Annotated in this window: 20 protein-coding genes; 10 read left to right on the top strand and 10 right to left on the bottom strand. The window is 71.1% G+C overall.

The features are described 5' to 3' along the window. Both VEA98_RS13270 and lpxK read left to right on the top strand, forming a co-directional pair. A complete protein-coding gene (locus VEA98_RS13270) occupies positions 1-1,296 on the top strand; it encodes a 3-deoxy-D-manno-octulosonic acid transferase (protein WP_324815303.1) in 1,296 nt (431 codons plus the stop codon). Continuing rightward, entirely contained in the window at positions 1,293-2,327 is a 1,035-nt protein-coding gene (gene lpxK, locus VEA98_RS13265) for a tetraacyldisaccharide 4'-kinase (RefSeq protein WP_324815300.1), read from the top strand. Before VEA98_RS13270 ends, lpxK begins: the two co-directional genes overlap by 4 nt. Positions 2,328-2,433: 106 nt before the next feature. Here the strand turns inward: lpxK and VEA98_RS13260 are convergent, their stop codons facing one another. Next, positions 2,434-3,750 (bottom strand): metal-dependent hydrolase family protein, encoded by a 1,317-nt coding sequence (locus VEA98_RS13260; RefSeq protein WP_414642183.1) that lies wholly within the window; start codon positions 3,748-3,750, stop codon positions 2,434-2,436. A 122-nt stretch (positions 3,751-3,872) separates the two neighbouring features. On the opposite strand from VEA98_RS13260, the gene VEA98_RS13255 reads away from it, so the two are divergent. Continuing rightward, entirely contained in the window at positions 3,873-4,574 is a 702-nt protein-coding gene (locus VEA98_RS13255; protein ID WP_324815298.1) for a murein L,D-transpeptidase catalytic domain-containing protein, read from the top strand. Positions 4,575-4,684: 110 nt separating this feature from the next. On the opposite strand, the gene VEA98_RS13250 is transcribed toward VEA98_RS13255, so the two are convergent. The 3 genes from VEA98_RS13250 to purD all read right to left on the bottom strand — a co-directional run bounded on the left by VEA98_RS13250 (position 4,685) and on the right by purD (position 7,791). Further along, positions 4,685-6,001 (bottom strand): sorbosone dehydrogenase family protein, encoded by a 1,317-nt coding sequence (locus VEA98_RS13250; RefSeq protein ID WP_324815295.1) that lies wholly within the window; start codon positions 5,999-6,001, stop codon positions 4,685-4,687. Continuing rightward, positions 5,998-6,435 carry a DUF2231 domain-containing protein gene (locus VEA98_RS13245; protein WP_324815293.1) on the bottom strand — a complete coding sequence of 146 codons (438 nt, stop codon included), beginning with the start codon at positions 6,433-6,435 and terminating at the stop codon, positions 5,998-6,000. Before VEA98_RS13245 ends, VEA98_RS13250 begins: the two co-directional genes overlap by 4 nt. A gap of 63 nt (positions 6,436-6,498) precedes the next feature. After that, entirely contained in the window at positions 6,499-7,791 is a 1,293-nt protein-coding gene (purD, locus tag VEA98_RS13240) for a phosphoribosylamine--glycine ligase (RefSeq protein WP_324815290.1), read from the bottom strand. A gap of 194 nt (positions 7,792-7,985) precedes the next feature. Here purD and VEA98_RS13235 point away from each other — a divergent pair, with 194 nt between their 5' ends. After that, positions 7,986-8,210 (top strand): hypothetical protein, encoded by a 225-nt coding sequence (locus VEA98_RS13235; RefSeq protein ID WP_324815288.1) that lies wholly within the window; start codon positions 7,986-7,988, stop codon positions 8,208-8,210. Positions 8,211-8,309: 99 nt separating this feature from the next. Here the strand turns inward: VEA98_RS13235 and VEA98_RS13230 are convergent, their stop codons facing one another. Next, positions 8,310-8,816, bottom strand: coding sequence for a response regulator (locus VEA98_RS13230; RefSeq protein ID WP_324815286.1), 507 nt, complete (start codon positions 8,814-8,816; stop codon positions 8,310-8,312). 115 nt (positions 8,817-8,931) lie between these two features. Here VEA98_RS13230 and xseA point away from each other — a divergent pair, with 115 nt between their 5' ends. The 4 genes from xseA to VEA98_RS13210 all read left to right on the top strand — a co-directional run bounded on the left by xseA (position 8,932) and on the right by VEA98_RS13210 (position 12,131). Next, positions 8,932-10,407 (top strand): exodeoxyribonuclease VII large subunit, encoded by a 1,476-nt coding sequence (xseA, locus tag VEA98_RS13225; RefSeq protein WP_324815284.1) that lies wholly within the window; start codon positions 8,932-8,934, stop codon positions 10,405-10,407. A 48-nt stretch (positions 10,408-10,455) separates the two neighbouring features. Further along, complete coding sequence (locus VEA98_RS13220; RefSeq protein WP_324815282.1) at positions 10,456-10,656, top strand: DUF2093 domain-containing protein; 201 nt, start codon at positions 10,456-10,458, stop codon at positions 10,654-10,656. Further along, entirely contained in the window at positions 10,653-11,486 is an 834-nt protein-coding gene (locus tag VEA98_RS13215; protein ID WP_324815277.1) for a M23 family metallopeptidase, read from the top strand. The genes VEA98_RS13220 and VEA98_RS13215 overlap by 4 nt, the downstream gene beginning before the upstream one ends. A gap of 114 nt (positions 11,487-11,600) precedes the next feature. Then, the gene (locus VEA98_RS13210) at positions 11,601-12,131 is read left to right on the top strand and encodes a response regulator (protein WP_324815275.1); all 531 of its coding nucleotides are present in this window, start codon (positions 11,601-11,603) and stop codon (positions 12,129-12,131) included. Here the strand turns inward: VEA98_RS13210 and VEA98_RS13205 are convergent. After that, the gene (locus tag VEA98_RS13205) at positions 12,128-12,970 is read right to left on the bottom strand and encodes a lysophospholipid acyltransferase family protein (RefSeq protein WP_324815542.1); all 843 of its coding nucleotides are present in this window, start codon (positions 12,968-12,970) and stop codon (positions 12,128-12,130) included. The two genes, VEA98_RS13210 and VEA98_RS13205, sit on opposite strands and share 4 nt — an antisense overlap. Before the next feature lie 79 nt (positions 12,971-13,049). Continuing rightward, positions 13,050-13,820 (bottom strand): SDR family oxidoreductase, encoded by a 771-nt coding sequence (locus tag VEA98_RS13200; RefSeq protein ID WP_324815271.1) that lies wholly within the window; start codon positions 13,818-13,820, stop codon positions 13,050-13,052. Positions 13,821-13,927: 107 nt separating this feature from the next. On the opposite strand from VEA98_RS13200, the gene VEA98_RS13195 reads away from it, so the two are divergent. Both VEA98_RS13195 and VEA98_RS13190 read left to right on the top strand, forming a co-directional pair. Beyond that, the gene (locus VEA98_RS13195; protein WP_324815268.1) at positions 13,928-15,196 is read left to right on the top strand and encodes an EAL domain-containing protein; all 1,269 of its coding nucleotides are present in this window, start codon (positions 13,928-13,930) and stop codon (positions 15,194-15,196) included. Between the two features lie 70 nt (positions 15,197-15,266). Further along, positions 15,267-15,443, top strand: a complete 177-nt coding sequence (locus VEA98_RS13190; RefSeq protein ID WP_324815266.1) for a hypothetical protein — start codon at positions 15,267-15,269, stop codon at positions 15,441-15,443. Positions 15,444-15,465: 22 nt separating this feature from the next. Here the strand turns inward: VEA98_RS13190 and VEA98_RS13185 are convergent, their stop codons facing one another. The 3 genes from VEA98_RS13185 to VEA98_RS13175 form a co-directional block, all read right to left on the bottom strand. Further along, a complete protein-coding gene (locus tag VEA98_RS13185; protein WP_324815263.1) occupies positions 15,466-15,597 on the bottom strand; it encodes a hypothetical protein in 132 nt (43 codons plus the stop codon). A 114-nt stretch (positions 15,598-15,711) separates the two neighbouring features. Then, entirely contained in the window at positions 15,712-15,948 is a 237-nt protein-coding gene (locus tag VEA98_RS13180; protein ID WP_324815261.1) for a hypothetical protein, read from the bottom strand. A 44-nt stretch (positions 15,949-15,992) separates the two neighbouring features. Beyond that, positions 15,993-16,337 (bottom strand): glycine zipper 2TM domain-containing protein, encoded by a 345-nt coding sequence (locus VEA98_RS13175; protein WP_324815259.1) that lies wholly within the window; start codon positions 16,335-16,337, stop codon positions 15,993-15,995. Positions 16,338-17,092 lie beyond the last annotated feature (755 nt).

Below are 17,092 nucleotides of genomic sequence, written 5' to 3'. Positions count from 1 at the left end.
GTGAGCCTCGCCCTGATCGCATACCGGCTCCTGACCCGCCTGATCGAGCCTCTGGCCCCGCGCCTGCTCGACGCCCGCGCCAAACAGGGCAAGGAAGACCCGGCCCGGGTCGACGAGCGCCTCGGCCTCGCCTCCCTGCCCCGACCTGTCGGCGACCTCGTCTGGCTGCACGGGGTCAGCGTCGGCGAGGCCCTGTCCCTGCTGCCGGTGGTCGAGCGCCTGCGCGACAAACGCCCGGACCTGACCGTTCTGGTCACCTCCGGCACCCTGACCTCGGCGACCCTGCTGGCCAAACGCCTGCCGCCCGGGGTCATCCACCAGTTCGCCCCCGTCGACACGCCCGGCGCCGTGCGCGCCTTCCTCGACCACTGGCGGCCGACCGCGGCCGTCTTCGTCGAGAGCGAACTGTGGCCCAACCTGATCCTCGAGGCTCGCCGCCGCGGCGTGAAACTGGTCCTCGCCAGCGCCCGCATCACGGAGAAGACCGCCGACGGCTGGCGCCGCTTCCCCGCCGCCGCCCGCGAGATCGTCTCCGCCTTCGATCGCATCCTGCCGCAGGACGAGGCCTCCGCCGGGCGTCTGGAGAGCCTCGGCGCCCGCATCGACGGTCATGTGAACCTGAAACTCGCCGGGGCCGCTCCGCCGCATGATCCGGGCGCCTTCACCCGCCTCAGCGCCGCGATCGGGGACCGGCCCGTGGTCGTCGCCGCCAGCACCCACGACGGCGAGGAGATCGCCCTCGTCCGCGCCCTCGACAAGCTGGCCGACCGCCTGTGCCTGATCCTCGTGCCCCGCCATCCGGAGCGCAGCGCCGCCATCGCCGCCGCCCTGACCCGCGACGGCTACCGCTTCGCCCTCCGCTCCGACGGGCGGGAGCCAGACCGCGACACCGACCTCTACGTCGCCGACACCCTCGGCGAGATGGGCCTGTTCCTGCGCCTCGCCGATGTCGTGGTCATGGGCGGGAGCTTCTCCGCCGCCCTGGAGAAGCCCCCCGTCGGCGGCCACAACCCGCTCGAACCCGCCCGCCTCGGCAAGCCCGCCGTCACCGGCCCCGACATGTCCAACTGGGCCGCCGTCGCCGACGCGCTCGTGCAGGCCGGGGGCCTCGCCGTGGTCGACGCCCCTTGGGACCTCCCCGCGGTCCTCGCCCCTCTCCTCGCCGACGACAAGGCCGCCCGGGCCATGGGCGAGCGCGGCCGCCGGGCCGCCGCCGAAGCCGGTTCCGGCCTCGACCGCCTGTGGGACGCCCTGACGCCGCTGCTCCCCGCCGCGCCTCCGCGGATCGGCCGATGAAGCTCAACACCCCCCGCTGGTGGTACGACCGCGAGCGTCGCCACGCACCGATGACGCGGATGCTGCTCAAGCCGCTGTCGTGGATCTGGGCCGCCGCCACCGCCCGCCGCATCGCCCGCGCCACGCCGGTCGATCCGGGCGTCCCCGTCATCTCCATCGGCAACCTGACCGTCGGCGGCTCCGGCAAGACCCCGGTCGCCCGCGAGGTCCTGCGCCTGCTCCGCGCCGCCGGCGTTGACGCCCACGCCCTGTCGCGCGGCTACGGCGGCTCTCTGGAAGGCCCGACCCGCGTCGATCTAGCCGTCCACACCGCCGCCGAGGTCGGCGACGAGCCGCTGATGCTGGCGCTGGACAGCCCCGCCTGGATCGCCCGCGACCGCGTCGCTGGCGCCCGCGCCGCCGCCGACGCCGGGGCCCAGGCCCTCGTCCTCGACGACGCCCACCAGAACCTGGCCCTGAAGAAGGCCCTCAGCCTGATCGTCGTCGACGGCGAGACCCGCAACGACGAATGGCCGTTCGGCGACGGCTCGGTCTTCCCGTCCGGGCCCATGCGCGAGCCGATCAAGGCCGGCCTCGCCCGCGCCGACGCCGTGGTCATCCTGCTCCCCGCCGACGCCCCCGCCGCCGATCCCGAACTGGTCCAGACCTTCGCCGCCCTGCCGGTCTTCATCGCCCGCCTCCACCCCGCCGCCCCGCCGCCGCCCGGCCCGCTGGTCGGGTTCGCCGGCATCGCCAAGCCGTGGAAGGTCGAACGCTCCCTCAAGGCCGCCGGCGCCGACCTGAAGGACTTCGCCCCCTTCCCAGACCACGCCGCCTTCCGCGACCAGGACCTGCGCTTCCTCGCCGACCGCGCGGCGCAGTTCGGCGCGCAGCTGATCACCACCGAAAAGGACTGGTCCCGCCTGCCGCCGGAGTGGCGGGAGCGCGTCGTCAGCTGGCCGGTGGCGGCGGTGTTCGAGGACGAGGCGGGGATGTCCCGCTTCCTTCTCCCCTTGCGGGAGAAGCTGGCCGAGCGCAGCGAGGTCGGATGAGGGGTCTCTCCGGCCGAGTGTGACTGACGAGACGAGGACGGTCGGCCCGGTGCGACCCTTCATCCGTCAGCCTTCGGCTGCACCTTCTCCCTCAAGGGGAGAAGGATCAGTCCTCCCGATAGACCACCCCGCCCCGCATCACGAACCGCACCCGCTCCAGCTCGGTCACGTCCGCCAGCGGGTCTCCCGCCACCGCGATCAGGTCGGCCGGCATGCCCGGCGCGATCCGCCCCGCCTCCGCTTCGATCTTCAGGTGCGCCGCCGCCCCGACCGTCGCCGACTGGATCGCCTCCAGCGGCGTCAGCCCGGCCCTCGTCAGCAGGGCGAACTCCCCGGCGTTGTCGCCATGCGCGGACACCCCGCTGTCCGTCCCGAAGGCGATCCGCACCCCGCCCTCATGCGCCCGCCGCGCCATCTCCAGCATCAGCGGCCCGGCCTGCAGCGCCTTGGTCGTCTGCGCCGGCGTCAGGAAATTGTCCGGCCCCGAAGCCACCCGGGCCACGAAATCCCCCGCCATCAGGGTCGGCACCAGCCACACCCCCTCGCGCCGCATCAGCCGGATCGACTCGGCGTCCAGATAGGTCCCGTGCTCGATCGAGTCGCCGCCGGCCCTCAGGAAGCTGTTGATCCCGTCGGCCCCGTGCGCGTGGGCCGTGATCTGTCGTCCCATCCGGTGCGCCGCGCCGACGATGGCGGCCAGCTCCTCGTCCGAGAACTGCTGGCCCAGCCCCGCCGCCGTGTTCGACAGCACCCCGCCCGTGGCCGTGATCTTGATGATGTCGGCGCCCGAGCGCACCTGCAGCCGCACCGCCCGCATGCAGTCCTCCGGCCCCGAGCAGACGCTCTCCGGCGACAACAGGTGCATGACGTCCTCGCGGAAGCCGTTGATGTCGCCATGCCCGCCGTGGATCGACACCGACTGGCCCGAGGCGATCACCCGCGGTCCCGGCACGTCGCCGCGCCGGATCGCGTCGCGCAGGGCGAAAACGGCCTCGTTGCTCCCGCCCAAGTCGGCCACGGTGGTGAAGCCCGCCATCAGCGTCCGCCGGGCGTAGCGCGCGCCGACCATGGCCTGTTCGGCGTTGGACTGGGTGACCTCCTCCAGCCGCCCGTTCGGGTTCTGCTGGCCGGTGAGGTGCACATGGCTGTCGATCAGCCCCGGCAGCACGAAGGAGTCGCGCAGATCGACGATCCGCCCCTCCCCGACGAAGCCGTCGCGGATTTCCACGACCTGGCCGCCCCTGATCACGAGAGTTTTATCGCGCAGGATGGAACCATTCGCCGGGTCGGCCAGAAGCCGCCCCACTTGCACGAACGTGGTTCCCTCGGCGGGGGAAACCGGTGCGAGGGCGGGCGTTTGCGCCGCGGCCGCGCCCGACAGGAATATGGCGGTCGCCGCCAACAGCGCTGTGATCGACTTCACGAAACCCTCCCCGAACGGCTTGTTCACCTTAGTCCGCCTACGATCCGCGCCAAGGCTCAGGTTGCTACGCGGGTCACGATTTGAAACAACCCGTGACTTCTTGAACGTGCGAGGGGCGTCGCATGCAGTTGGCGAGACGTGGATTCATTCTGGGCGGCGCGGCTCTGATGTCGGGGTGCGCCACCGCGGCGGCCCGGCCGGTCGCCGGCCTCGCCCAGGTGCAGGTCCCGCCGACCCCGACGATCCAGGTCGGACGCGCCCCCGAGATCATCACCTCCCAGCTCAACTCCACCCGCCCGCTCGATCCGCGCGGCTCGGTGCGCCAGGAGCTGATGGACCGGGCCATGGCCGCTCTCGACATCCATCAGGGCAGGATCACCCGTCGCGACCGCATGTACCTGGTCGACTTCAAGAAATTCTCCGGCGACGAGCGGCTCTACGAGGTCGACCTGCACGGCGGCGCCGTCACCCTGATGCGCACCAGCCACGGCCGCGGCTCCGACCCGGCCCACACCGGCTTCGCCCAGCAGTTCTCCAATACCCCCGACAGCTACATGTCCTCGGTCGGCGCCTACGCCACCGCCGGCGCCGGCTTCGGCGCCCAGCAGGGGCCGAACGTCCTGCTCGACGGGCTGGAGTACACCAACAACCTGGCCCGCGAGCGCGCCATCATCGTCCACGGCGCCGACTACGCCGACCCGGACTTCCTCGCCCGCGAAGGCAAGCTGGGCCGCAGCTACGGCTGCTTCTCCGTCGCCCACCACGACCTGCCGGTGCTGCGCGAGCGCATGGGCGAGGGCCGCCTCCTCTTCGCCTGGGCCTAGAGCGAAATCGGTTGAGTTGGACGCAGTCCAACTCGGCTCAGATTTCGCTCCAGCATTGAGCCTGGACCATTTTTTGGATTCAGGTCGATCCGACCTGAAGCAAAAATGGTCTAGGGCGCGGGCCTGGGCGCCGCCGCGGCGCGAGGCGCGATCCGCCAGACCGTGTTCGACAGGTCATCCGCGACCAGCAGGATGCGCCGCGCCGGATCGAACACCACGCCCACCGGCCGGCCCCTCGCCTGGCCCTGATCGGTCAGGAACCCCGTGACGAAGTCGACCGGTTTGCCGCTCGGCCGCCCGTTCGCGAACGGCACCCACACCACCCGGTAGCCCGAGATATCCTGCCGGTTCCAGCTGCCGTGCTGGCCGACGAAGGCGCCTTCCGAGAAGGCCCCGCCGAACCCGCCGTCCCGCGCGAAGGACAGGCCCAGCGCCGCCACGTGCGACCCCAGCGCATAGTCCGGCCGGATCGCGGCGGCCACCAATTCGGGCTTCTGCGGCCGCACGCGCGGATCGATGTTCTGGCCCCAGTAGCTGTAGGGCCAGCCGTAGAAGCCGCCCTCCCGGACAGAGGTCAGGTAGTCGGGGACCAGCTGCGGGCCGATCTCGTCGCGCTCGTTCACCACCGCCCACAAGGCGCTCGTCGTCGGCTCGATCGCCAGCGCGGTCGGGTTGCGAATGCCCCGCGCCACCGTCCGACGGGCTCCGGTCGTGCGGTCGATGGCCCAGACCACCGCCCGTTCCTCTTCCAGCGCCAGCCCGCGCTCGCCGATATTGCTGTTCGAGCCGATGCCCACATACAGCGTCTGGCCGTCGGCGCTTGCCGCCAGTGACTTGGTCCAGTGGTGGTTGATCTGCGACGGGAGCTTCGTCACCTCCTCCGCCGCGGCGGTGATCCGCGTCTGGCCCGGCTGGTACGGGAAGCGCACCAGGGCGTCCTGCTCGGCGACGTAGAGATAGCCTTCCACGAAGGCGAGACCGTACGGCGCGTTCAGATTGTCGATGAAGACGCTCCGCACCTCCGGCCGCCCGTCGTTGTCTGCGTCGCGCAGAAGCGTGATGCGGTTGCCGCTCGCGACCTTGGTGTTGCCCTGCTTCTTGATCACCCCGGCGATGACGTCCTTGGGTCGCAGCGCCGGCGCCCCGCCGCCCCGCCCCTCGGCCACCAGGATGTCGCCGTTCGGCAGGACCAGCATCTGCCGCGGAATCTGCAGGTCCGTGGCCATGGCCGTGACTGTATAGCCCGTCGGCACGGTCGGCAGGGCGTCGCCCCAGCCGATCGGCTTGGCGATCTTCATCGGCGGCAGCAGCGTCTGGCGAACGCCCGGCAGGTCCGGCTCTGGCCCGGTCTGGTCCAGCCCCGGGTCGCTGCGCCCGCAGGCCGCCAGCGCCAGCACGGCGACGGCGCATGTGATCGAGCGGATCATCGGATCACCTCCCGGTCCAGCCGGCCGGAAAAGGCGATCACCCCCGCCGCCAGCGCCAGCAGGGTGCAGATCAGCGACAGCGTCACCCCGAACGCCCCGACCGAAGTCCAGGCGTCCTGGCTGTGCTTGAAGGCGTTGATCAGGCCGAGCACCCACATCACAGCGACCACCGCCGCGTAGACCATCCGTACGCGGCGCGCAGGCGTCCGCCACGCGAACAGCAGCCGGATCAGGCTCCACGCCAGCACCGCTCCGCCGCCGACGAGGGCGCCCGCGATCAGCCAGCTTGAGAAATTGGTCCACTGCACCTGCGCCGTGCGCAGATAGGCGATGTCGGTGATCAAGGCGGTGGTGAACAGGGCGATGGGAAAGGCCAGCAGGATGCCGTGAACCGCGCCCTCCGCCGCCGACGCCCCCGCTCGAAGACTTTGCATCCCGGTCGCTCCCTGCCGCTCCAACCTTTGCAATGCGCGGGCGCGAACAAGGTTCAGTGTGCGTCAACCCCCGGCGGAGCCCTGCTCCCGCTCCATCGCCCGCCAGCCGATGTCGGTGCGGTGGAAGCCGCCCGGCCAGTCGATCTTCTTGATCGCGGCATAGGCCCGCTGGCGCGCCTCGGCGATGTCCTTGCCCCGGGCGCAGACGTTCAGCACCCGCCCCCCGGCCGCGACCAGCTGCCCGTCCTTCTGCCGCCGGGTCCCGGCATGGAACACCTGCACGTGCGGGCCGAAATTCTGCTCGGCCCCGCGGATGATCGACCCCTCCAACGGACTGTCGGGATAGCCGCTGGCGGCCAGCACCACGCAGATCACCGTCTCCGGCAGGAACTCCGGCGGCGCGACCCGGCTCAGGTCGCCGCGCGCGCAGGCCAGCAGCAGGGGCACGATGTCCCCCTCCAGCCGCATCATCAGCACCTGGCATTCCGGATCGCCGAAGCGGGCGTTGAACTCGACCACCTTGGGCCCGGCCTCGGTGGCCATCAGCCCGGCGTACAGCACCCCGCGATACGGCATCCCCTCGCGCGCCATGCCGGCGATCACCGGCTGGACGATGTCCCGCTCCGCCGCCTCGACCAGCGCCGGCGTGAACACCGGGGCCGGCGAATAGCTGCCCATGCCGCCCGTGTTCGGCCCCAGGTCGCCGTCATAGGCCCGCTTGTGGTCCTGCGCCCCGCCCAGCAGCAGCGCCCGCTGCCCGTCGCAGACCGCGAACAGCGAGCCCTCCTCGCCGTCCATGAACTCCTCGATCACCACCCGCGCCCCGGCCGTGCCGAAGCGGCCGCCCAGCATCCGCTCGATCTCGCCCTCGGCGTCGCGGCTGTTGGCGCAGATGGCCACGCCCTTGCCCGCCGCCAGCCCGTCGGCCTTGATCACATAGGGCGGCTTGAACACCGACAGGGCCTGCCGCGCCTCGTGCAGCCGCTCATAGACGCCGTATCCCGCCGTGGGGATCTCGTGCCGCTCCATGAAGGCCTTGGAGAAGGCCTTGGAGGTCTCGAGCTGGGCCGCCTTCTTGGTCGGTCCGAAGCAGGGAATTCCCGCCGTGGCCAGCCGGTCGGCGAGACCCGCCTCCAGCGCCGTCTCCGGCCCCACCACCACCAGATCGGCCTTCATCTCGCGCGCCAGGGCGCACAGGCCGTCGGCGTCGGTGACCTTCAGCGCGACCCGCTCGCCCAGCTTGTCCATGCCCGGGTTGCCGGGCGCGATGACCAGCCGCCGCACGAGGGGCGACTGGGCGATCTTCCACGCCAGGGCGTGCTCGCGTCCGCCCGATCCCACCAGCAGGATGTTCATCCCCCGCGCAATGACCGCACCCGCGAAGGCGGTCAAGCGTTCCGCCGCCATCCAGGCCCCGCACAGCCCCGAAAAGCCCGGCTTCGCTCGCGCGGATGTGAGGGAGCTCGCGCCGTCCGGTTAACCCATGATGTTGCCTGCCGCGCCGCTTTGTGGCTGATTTGGCGTCCAATCCTGATCGACGGAGGCGTGCCATGGGCGTGTTTCTGCAGTCGCTGAGGGACGGGGGGCCGTCCCACGCGGTGGAGAAATCGGACGAAGGCTTTGTCGTGCTGCCGCGGCGAAGGGGCGATCGCGCCGCCTTCAACCGGCTGGCCCGCGAGGTGATGGAGCATTCGGGCGACGATTACGTCGCCCTGCCCCGCTACGACGGTCCCTCGAACTACGACCGCGTCTTCATCATCCCGCTCGAGGGCTGAACGGCGGTCCTTGGTCGCCGGCGATGATCCGGGGCGATTGCCCCCGGCAGGGCCTGCCGCGCCGGCGCCCTTGTGCGAAACGCCGCCTCGCGGGCGGCTCTAGTCGATATCGATGGTCAGCCTCTGGTCCGTCGCGCGTCGGCGCTCCGCGCCATCCGGCCGATTGATCCGGCGACGATCGGGTCCGAAATAGCCGTCGAGCTTCACGAACGGACGGGGCTTGAGGATCAGCATTTCCAACCGGCCGATCAGCGCCTTGGCGGTCACGGGCTTGACGAGAAACTCGGACACCCCGGCGTCCCTCGCCTCATAGATGCGGCGCCGGTCTGCATGGCCGGTCAGCATGATGATGGGAACGAACGGGTCCCGGGAATCCGGACTGTTGCGGACGAGCCGGACGAACTCGGTGCCGTTCAAAGGGGCCATCTTGTAGTCGACGACGACGACGTCCACCGGCTCGGACCGCAGAACGCCCAACCCCGAGGCCGCATCACCCGCCTCCAGAATGTTGCGGACGCCGACGCCTTCGAGAACCGACGCCGTGATCGCCCGCATCTGCGGACTGTCATCCACGATCAGAATGGAGAGGGCGGCAAGTCCGGTCATGGAGCACCCATAGAAGACCTGTCTTAAAGGCCCGTAACCCGGGCCGTTCGGGTTTGATGTCCGCCCCACAGCCGCCGGCATTCCCCCCGCGCCGCCCTGCCGCTACCATTCCCCCATGAGCGACGACTCCTACGTCTTCGAGGGCCCGGCCGACGAACCGGCGGCGCCGCGCGACAACAATCCGCCCCTGTCGATTTCCGAGCTGTCGTTCGCGCTGAAGCGCACGCTCGAGGACCGCTTCGGCCATGTCCGGCTGCGCGGCGAGATCTCCAAGGTCAACCGCCACGCCTCCGGCCATGTCTATCTGACCCTCAAGGACGACAAGGCCTGCATCGACGGCGTGGTCTGGAAGGGTCAGGCGCGCGGCCTCGGCGTCCAGCCGGAAACGGGGCTCGAGGTCATCGTCACCGGCAAGATCACCTCCTATCCCGCCCGCTCCTCCTACCAGATCGTCATCGAGACCATGGAGGCCGCCGGCGCCGGCGCCCTGCTGGCCCAGCTGGAGCGGCTTAAGGGCAAGCTCCAGGGCGAGGGCCTGTTCGACCCGGCCCGCAAACAGCCGATCCCGACCTTCCCGACGGTCATCGGCGTCATCACCAGCCCGACCGGCGCCGTGATCCGCGACATCCTGCACCGCATCGCCGAGCGCTGGCCCTGCCATGTCATCGTCTGGCCGGTCGTGGTCCAGGGCGAGGCCGCCTGCGGCCAGGTGTCCAACGCCATCCGCGGCTTCGACGCGCTGAAGCCCGGCGGTCCCATCCCCCGCCCCGACCTGCTGATCGTCGCCCGCGGCGGCGGCTCGGTCGAGGACCTGTGGTGTTTCAACGACGAGGGGCTGGCGCGCACCGTCGCCGCCGCCCGCATCCCGATCATCTCCGCCGTCGGGCACGAGACCGACACCACCCTGATCGACTTCGTCTCCGACCGCCGCGCCCCCACGCCCACCGGCGCCGCCGAGATCGCCACCCCCGTGCTGGCCGACCTGCGCGCCGCCGTGCTCGACCTCGACCGTCGGCTGGTGCGCGCCGGCGGCCGGCTGATCGAGGAGCGCCGCACCCGTCTGCGCGCCGTCGAACGCGGCCTGCCGGCCCGGCCCGAGGACCTGCTGGCCCTGCCGCGCCAGCGGCTGGACCACGCCGGCAGCCGCCTCGGCTCCGCCCTGCACCGCAATGTCGCGGTCCACGAGCGCCAGCTGATCACCGTCGCCGGCCGCCTGTCGCGGGGGGTGCTCGACCGCGCGCTGGAACGCCGCCGCGACCGCCTCGGCGCCACCTCGGCCCGCTTCGCCCCGACGATGGCGCGCCGGCTCGATCACGACCGCACCCGCCTCGCCGCCCTCGCCCGCGCCCTGTCCAGCCTCGACCCGAAGCGGCCCAAGCCGGGCTTCGCCCGCGTCGAGGACGACGCGGGGGCCATGATCGCCGCCGCCGCCGCCCTCCGGCCGGGCCAGACCGTTCGCCTCGTCTTCGCCGACGGCTCGCGCGGGGCCCGCATCGACGGCGACGGCGACAGCCCCCCGCCCGCCCGTCCCAGACCGGCGCCGCCGCCCCGGCCCAAGGCGCCGCCGCCCGGGCAGGGCGACCTGTTCTGACAGGCGAAAGCCTTGGCGCCGTCGCGGCCGCCGGGCTAGCCTCGACCCATGACCGAGCCTGACGCCGAACCCGCCACTCTCCACTTCGCCGATGGCGAGTTCGCCGTGCTCAAGCGCGGCCGTTTCGTGACCTGCGCCGTCAGCGGCAAGCCCATCCCGCTGGAAATCCTCCGCTACTGGTCCGCGACGCGCCAGGAAGCCTACGCCGGTCCCGGCGAGGCCCTGCAGCGGATGATCCCGGCCCGATGATCCCCGACCGCCGCGCCCTCCTCGCCGGAGCCGCGGCCCTCGCCGCCGGCGGGCCCGCCCGGGCCCTTCAGCAGGCTGGCGACCTCGACCTCTCCGGCCCCCTGGTCCAGGGCGGCCATGTGATCGGCCGCACCTGGCCGCGCGCCCTGGTCTTTGTCGACGGCGAGGCTTTGACCGCCGCCTCCGCCAGCGGCGCCTTCTTCGTCGGCTTCGACCGCGACGCCCCGTCCAGCACCGAGATCGAGGTCCGCGCCGGCGGCCGTTCCGCGCGGCGGACGCTGCAGATCGCCCCCGGCGACTTCCCCAGCACCCGCATCGACGGCCTGCCGCCCGCCACCGTCCAGCCCTCCGACCCGGCCCTGCTGGCCCGCATCGCCCGCGAGGTCGAGCTGAAGACCGAGGGCTTCGCCAGCCGCCTCGACGCCGACCAGTTCCGCGACGGCTTCGTCTGGCCGCTTGAGGCCTTTCGGGTCACCAGCCGCTGGGGCGCCCAGCGCGTCCTCAACGGCACGCCGGCCCGGCCTCACTACGGCATCGACCTGGCCGCGCCGGTCGGGACCGTGATCCGGGCCCCCGCCGACGGCCGCGTCACCCTGGCCGAGCCCGACCTGCATTTCGAGGGCGGCCTGACCCTGATCGACCACGGCCAGGGCCTGATCACCGCCTATCTGCACCAGTCCCGTCTCGAGGTCCGCGCCGGTCAGGACGTGCGCCGCGGTGATTCGCTCGGAAAGGTCGGCATGAGCGGCCGCGCCACCGGTCCGCACCTGTGCTGGCGCATGAAATGGCGCAACCGCAACATGGACCCGTCGCTTCTCGTGACAACCTGACAGCGTGTAAGCGATTACTCTGTTTCCTGATCAATGGTCAGTCATGGACCGGTAAGCAATCGGCCCCTAGGATTCAGCATTCACGCGCCGCAGGGCGCCTTTTCGGCCACTCCCATGACGTCCCTCGCCGCCCTTCAGATCCTGCTCGTCGACGATAATCCGCACATGCGGACGATCGCCTCGGCCGTGCTGAAGTCGGCCGGCATCAAGAAGGTGCTGGAGGCCGGGGACGGCGGCGCGGGCCTGCAGATGCTGCGCGACCACGCGGTCGATCTGGCCATCGTCGACTACAACATGTTCCCGCTGGACGGCGTCGAGTTCACCCGCCTGGTCCGCAACAGCCCCGACAGCGCCAATCCCTACCTGCCGATCATCATGATGACCGGCCATTCCGGCAAGCAGCGCGTCTATGAGGCCCGCGACGCCGGCGTCACCGAATTCCTCGCCAAGCCGATCACCGCCAAGGGCGTGCTCGACCGCATCCAGTCGGTGATCTGGAAGCCCCGGCCCTTCGTCAAGACCGAGGGCTATTTCGGCCCCGACCGCCGCCGCGCCTCGCCGTCCCATTTCCGCGGTCCGTTCCGGCGCGCCACCGACGCGGCGCGCGAGCCCGCCACCGACGCCTCCAGCATCGTCACCGTCTAGGCGTCCTCCGCCCTCAGCGCGGCGTAGACCCGGTCGGGCCAGCGCTTGTGGACCCAGAACCAGTCCACCGGGCTCTCGCGCACCCGGTCCTCGATGAAGCGGGTGATCGCCTGCACCCCGCGCGCGATGTCGGCCGGCCGGTCGCCGGTCTTCTCCAGCGCGATCGGTTCGTAGACGGTCAGGCGGAAGCGCACCCCCGGCAACCGCACCACCGACATCGGCTGCAGCACCGTCCCGAACCTCAGGGCCAGCCGGCTCGGCCCCGGCGCCGCATTGACCGGCTGGCCGAAGAACTCGACCTCCGGCCCTTCCGAGAATTTCTGGTCGTTCATCAGGGCCACGGACTCGCCCCGCGCCATCCCTTCCAGAAGTTCCCTCGCGCCCTCGCCGCCCTTCGGCGCGAACAGCTTCACCCCGTAGCGCGCCCGCGCCGCGATGATCTGGGCGTCGACATAGGGGTTGTTGGCGGCGCGATAGGTGATCTGGCAGGGCACCCCCGCCCCGACGATGGTCGCCGCCAGCGTCTCGATATTGGCGAAATGGCCGCCGACGAAGACCACCGGCCGGCCGCTGTCCCGAATGGCCTCCAGCCGCTCGCGCCCGACCACCTCGATGCGGTCCTCGGCCACCAGCCGCTCCATCACCGCCGTCTCCGCAAAGGCGCGCCCGGTCTGCTCCCACTGCGCCAGCGCCAGCGCCTCGCGCTCGGCCGGGGTCATCTCCGGAAAGGCGATGCGCAGGTTGCGCAGCACGGTCCGCTGCGTCCCCGTCCTCGGCCCCAGCGTTCTCAGCAGCCAGCCGCCCAGCCCCGACGCCCGCTCGACCCCGAGCAGCCGCATGAAGCCGACGAAGCCCGCGAAGCCCGCAGCCTCCAGCCGCCAGATCAGGTCCTGGCGGAACGACACCCGGTTCGCGCCCTCACCAGGCAACGGTGATCCCGCCGTCCACCACCAGCGTCTGGCCGGTCATGTAGCTCGACGCCTTCGACGCCAGATACACCGCCGCCCCGGCGATCTCGTCCGGCTGGCCGATGCGCTTCAGCGGGGCGGGGTCCGTCACCTGTTTCAGCAGCTCCGGGTTCTCCCACAGGTATTTGGCGAAGTTGGTCTGCACCAGGCCCGGGGCGATGCAGTTGACCCGCACGTTCGACGGCCCCCACTCCACCGCCAGGTTGCGGGCCAGCTGCATGTCGGCCGCCTTGGAGATGTTGTAGGCGCCGATCAGGGCGTTGCCCCTCAGGCCGCCGATCGACGACACGATGATCACCGACCCGGCCTTCCGCTCCAGCATCTGCGGCGCGACCATCTGGATCAGCCAGTGGTTCGAGACCACATTGTTCTGCAGGATCTTGCCGAACTGCTCGTCGTTGATCCCCGCCATCGGCCCCGCATAGGGGTTGGTCGCGGCGTTGCAGACGAGGATGTCGATCCGCCCGAAGGCGGCGTTGGTCTCGTCGACCAGCCTCTGCAGCTCCTCCTTGGAAGCGATATTGGCGGTGACCGCGATGGCCCGGCCCTCGCCATGCTTCGCATTGATCGCGCCCGCGACCTCCTCGCACGGCCCCGCCTTGCGCGACGAGATCACCACCCGGGCCCCGTGCTCGGCCAGCCGCTCGGCAATGGCCTTGCCGATGCCGCGCGAGGAGCCGGTGACCACGGCGACCTGGCCGGTCAGATCGAACAATTCCATCGTTAACCTCGAAGCCTGGGGAGAATCCGTGCACGAACGCTAGGCGAACTGCCGTGATACCCCGATACTCGGGCGATTCCATCCGGGAAGGCGGAACAACCGTTTCCATGCGCGCCCTGACTCAAGGCTTCCTGTTCTTCGGCTACCTGTTCCTGTCCATGACGGCGGGCGCCTTCGTCTGGCGCGCCGGTCTCGGGGCCGGGGCGGGCGCGGCCGCCGGCATCGCCACCCTGGGCCTGCTGGCGGCGATCCACACCCTGGTCTCCGGCAAGGCCGAGCGCGCCGCCCTGAAGAAGGAGATCGACCAGGTCCGCGACGCCCACCGCCTGCTCGCCGACGCCATGGAGTCCACCCAGGGGGCCCTGACCGAACTGGCCCAGGCCATCGAGAGCGGCGCCCTCTCCTCGACCGAGCAGCTCTCGGGCGAGGTGCGCATGCTGGAATCCCTGATCCAGCAGATGAGCGAGTCGATCGACCAGCGCATCGCCCAACCGGCCGCAGCCAACCCCTACGAAGCCCGCCACCAGCAGCAGTCCAACGCCCTGCTCCAGACCATCCACGAGGCCCTCGCCGAGAACCGCGTCGATCTCTACCTGCAGCCGGTCGTCTCCCTGCCCCAGCGCCGGACCATCTTCTACGAGAGCTTCACCCGCCTGCGCGCCGCCGACGACCGGGTGATGATGCCGGCCGAATACCTCTCCGTCGCCGAGGGCGAGGGCCTGGTCCCGGCCATCGACAACCTGCTGCTGTTCCGCTGCGCCCAGATCGTCCGCCGCCTCGCCCGTCAGGACCGCAAGGTCGGCGTCTTCTGCAACGTCGCCCTGTCCTCGCTCGGCGACGAGACCTTCTTCCCGCAGTTCCTCGACTTCCTCAGCGAGAACCGCGACCTCAACCAGGCCCTGATCTTCGAACTGGGCCAGGCCACGTTCGACGCCCGCGGCGCCGTCGAGGCCCGCAACATGGCCAAGCTGGCCGACCTCGGCTTCCGCTTCTCGATCGACAAGGTCCAGACCCTCGACCTCGACTTCGCGGATCTTCAGCGTTCCGACGTCAAGTTCATGAAGGTCGCCGCCGACCTGCTGATCGAGACCCTGCTCGACACCGACGCCGCCTCGGCCCTGCCGGCCCTGCGCGACATCTCCGCCGCCGACTTCGCAGGCGTCACCCGCCGCTACGGCATCGAGCTGATCGCCGAGAAATGCGAGACCGAGCGCCAGATCGTCGACATCCTCGAACTCGACATCTCCGTCGGCCAGGGCCACCTGTTCGGCGAGCCCCGCGCCATCAAGGAAGCCGTGCTGGCCGAGACCGACCCGCCCGCCGACTTCATCCGCTCCACCCTGCGCAGCGCCGACCACCGGCGGCGGTTCGGCTAGGCGGACGGACCCCGTTCGGCCCAGACGCGTTTCATCTCCGGAACCCGCCCGGGGCGCCGGAGGAGATCAGATGGCCGACATGGAAGCCCAGGTCGCGGAGGCGCTGCGGAGCGAGCTGCAGCGCCAGGCCGAGGCCGGCGAGACGCTCATCGTCACCGAGGTCGAAGGCGGCCTGACCGTCTATGGCCTCGTCGATCTGGAAGCCCTGGCCATGGCGGCCGTCGGCGCCGTGGCGGGCGGCCCCTAGGCCTCGCGCACCGGGCGCCTCGTCACTTCCCCGCCGGCGCCAGCCGGTGCGCGCCGCACAGGTCGCAGAATTCCCCGCCTTCGCGCCGGCGGTCCGGCCGCCAGCGGTGGCGTTTGCATTTCAGGCGTCTGACCAGCTTCCGGATCCAGCGCATTCACGTCCCCCCTCGGTCACCGCGGAAAGCGCCCGGGCGCGCGCCGGTCGTCTCCCCCGGCGCCAAGTTGCACGGGGAAGTAAACGATTTCCTGCGCGTCGGGCCAGCGGCGGCTCAGTAGGCGGGCGCCTTTTCGGGCGCGGTGGTCCCTTCGGCCCCGGCGGCGGGGGCCGCGCCGGTCGCCGGGGGCGTGGGGGCGTCGCCTGCGGTCGTGTCGCTCATGTCCGGCGTCTCCGGCATGGCCTCGGCCACGGCCTCGTTCTCCGGCTCGGGCGCGGACTCGGGGTTGTTGCAGGCGGCGAGGCCTGCGGCGACGGCGGCGGCGGTCAGAACGGTCTTGAGATGGGTCATGAAGTCCTCCGCCGCGACAACCGGCGGGCGCGGGCTCCGTTCCCTCACCAGCGCCGGTCGCCGTCGCGCCAGTACACCCGTTCGCGGCCATAGCGGCCGTCGTTGTTGTAGCCGCCGAAGCCGTAGCCGCAGGGATCGTCCTCTTCCGACAATTCGCGGCCGATCAGATAGCCGGCCGCGGCGCCGATGGCCGCCCCGGCCTCCCGGTCCTCGCTGCCCGCCACGGCCGCGCCGATGGCCCCGCCCAGCACCGCCCCGGCCGCCATGGCCCGGTTCCGGTTCTGGGCGTAATCCCGCTCGCACGCCGAGGCGTAGGTGTCGGTCGTGGCGCAGCCGGCCATCATCAGGCCGCAGGCGCCGACCGCCGTCATGGTCAACAGGCATCGCATCGCGCATCTCCCTCAGACCCCGACCCAGACGGAACACCCGGTCGCGCCTCCCCGTTCCGCCGAGGGGCGCGCGGCGCCGTCCGTCGCCTCCCCGTCGCGCAGCGATGGGGAGGGGGGATCCTGCGAAGCAGGGTGGAGGGGCGGGGCCGACGATCAACCGCATGGCGACCACTCTGCCGAGGGAGCCGCCGCCGGCAGGTTCATCACCAAGGCCACGAAGGAGGCGCGAAGGACACGAAGGGAGCGAGCCCCTTTCTTCTTTCGTCATCCCGGGACAAGGCGGCGCGCGCGAGCCCGAAGCTGTCAGGAGCGCCGCTGCTTCTCGTCTCCTCCCCGTTCGCTCGCGAATGGGGAGGGGGACCATTCCGGCGACCAGCCGGAATGGTGGAGGGGTCCGCCGATCACTCAGAGGTCGTGCTCTGGACGCCACCCCTCCACCCCTCCACCGCTTCGCGGTCCCCCTCCCCATCGCTTCACGACAGGGAGGAGACGGACCGGCATGACGCTGTGCTGACAATCCGGGAATCCATAGTCGGGTTCAGCGAGCCAATATCCAGCAGGATCAACGACATGACCTGCTGCTAAGCCCCCTCTCCTGCGCACAGCATCCGGGAGGCGCATAATTGACCCATCCCGTCGGTGGGGAGGGCGTCGGATCCACGCTCCTCGATGGCGGCGGGCTGTGGTCGAGCGATGAAGCCCGGGGGCGGAGACTCCGGGGGTCCTCGCGGAGGTCGATGGATGGCCTCTGCTTG

Source organism: Brevundimonas sp. (assembly GCF_035627055.1).
GTDB lineage: Bacteria > Pseudomonadota > Alphaproteobacteria > Caulobacterales > Caulobacteraceae > Brevundimonas.
This window is presented reverse-complemented; position numbering and strand designations above follow the sequence as displayed.

Coding starts and splice junctions, on each gene's coding strand:
- VEA98_RS13255 (WP_324815298.1), top strand. CDS start 3,873: ATGCAGTTGGCGAGACGTGGATTCATTCTGGGCGGCGCGGCTCTGATG.
- VEA98_RS13200 (WP_324815271.1), bottom strand. CDS start 13,820: ATGGAATTGTTCGATCTGACCGGCCAGGTCGCCGTGGTCACCGGCTCC.
- VEA98_RS13175 (WP_324815259.1), bottom strand. CDS start 16,337: ATGCGATGCCTGTTGACCATGACGGCGGTCGGCGCCTGCGGCCTGATG.
- VEA98_RS13180 (WP_324815261.1), bottom strand. CDS start 15,948: ATGACCCATCTCAAGACCGTTCTGACCGCCGCCGCCGTCGCCGCAGGC.
- VEA98_RS13185 (WP_324815263.1), bottom strand. CDS start 15,597: ATGCGCTGGATCCGGAAGCTGGTCAGACGCCTGAAATGCAAACGCCAC.
- VEA98_RS13215 (WP_324815277.1), top strand. CDS start 10,653: ATGATCCCCGACCGCCGCGCCCTCCTCGCCGGAGCCGCGGCCCTCGCC.
- purD (WP_324815290.1), bottom strand. CDS start 7,791: ATGAACATCCTGCTGGTGGGATCGGGCGGACGCGAGCACGCCCTGGCG.
- VEA98_RS13235 (WP_324815288.1), top strand. CDS start 7,986: ATGGGCGTGTTTCTGCAGTCGCTGAGGGACGGGGGGCCGTCCCACGCG.
- lpxK (WP_324815300.1), top strand. CDS start 1,293: ATGAAGCTCAACACCCCCCGCTGGTGGTACGACCGCGAGCGTCGCCAC.
- VEA98_RS13190 (WP_324815266.1), top strand. CDS start 15,267: ATGGCCGACATGGAAGCCCAGGTCGCGGAGGCGCTGCGGAGCGAGCTG.
- VEA98_RS13245 (WP_324815293.1), bottom strand. CDS start 6,435: ATGCAAAGTCTTCGAGCGGGGGCGTCGGCGGCGGAGGGCGCGGTTCAC.
- VEA98_RS13220 (WP_324815282.1), top strand. CDS start 10,456: ATGACCGAGCCTGACGCCGAACCCGCCACTCTCCACTTCGCCGATGGC.
- VEA98_RS13250 (WP_324815295.1), bottom strand. CDS start 6,001: ATGATCCGCTCGATCACATGCGCCGTCGCCGTGCTGGCGCTGGCGGCC.
- VEA98_RS13230 (WP_324815286.1), bottom strand. CDS start 8,816: ATGACCGGACTTGCCGCCCTCTCCATTCTGATCGTGGATGACAGTCCG.
- xseA (WP_324815284.1), top strand. CDS start 8,932: ATGAGCGACGACTCCTACGTCTTCGAGGGCCCGGCCGACGAACCGGCG.
- VEA98_RS13195 (WP_324815268.1), top strand. CDS start 13,928: ATGCGCGCCCTGACTCAAGGCTTCCTGTTCTTCGGCTACCTGTTCCTG.
- VEA98_RS13205 (WP_324815542.1), bottom strand. CDS start 12,970: ATGCGGCTGCTCGGGGTCGAGCGGGCGTCGGGGCTGGGCGGCTGGCTG.
- VEA98_RS13210 (WP_324815275.1), top strand. CDS start 11,601: ATGACGTCCCTCGCCGCCCTTCAGATCCTGCTCGTCGACGATAATCCG.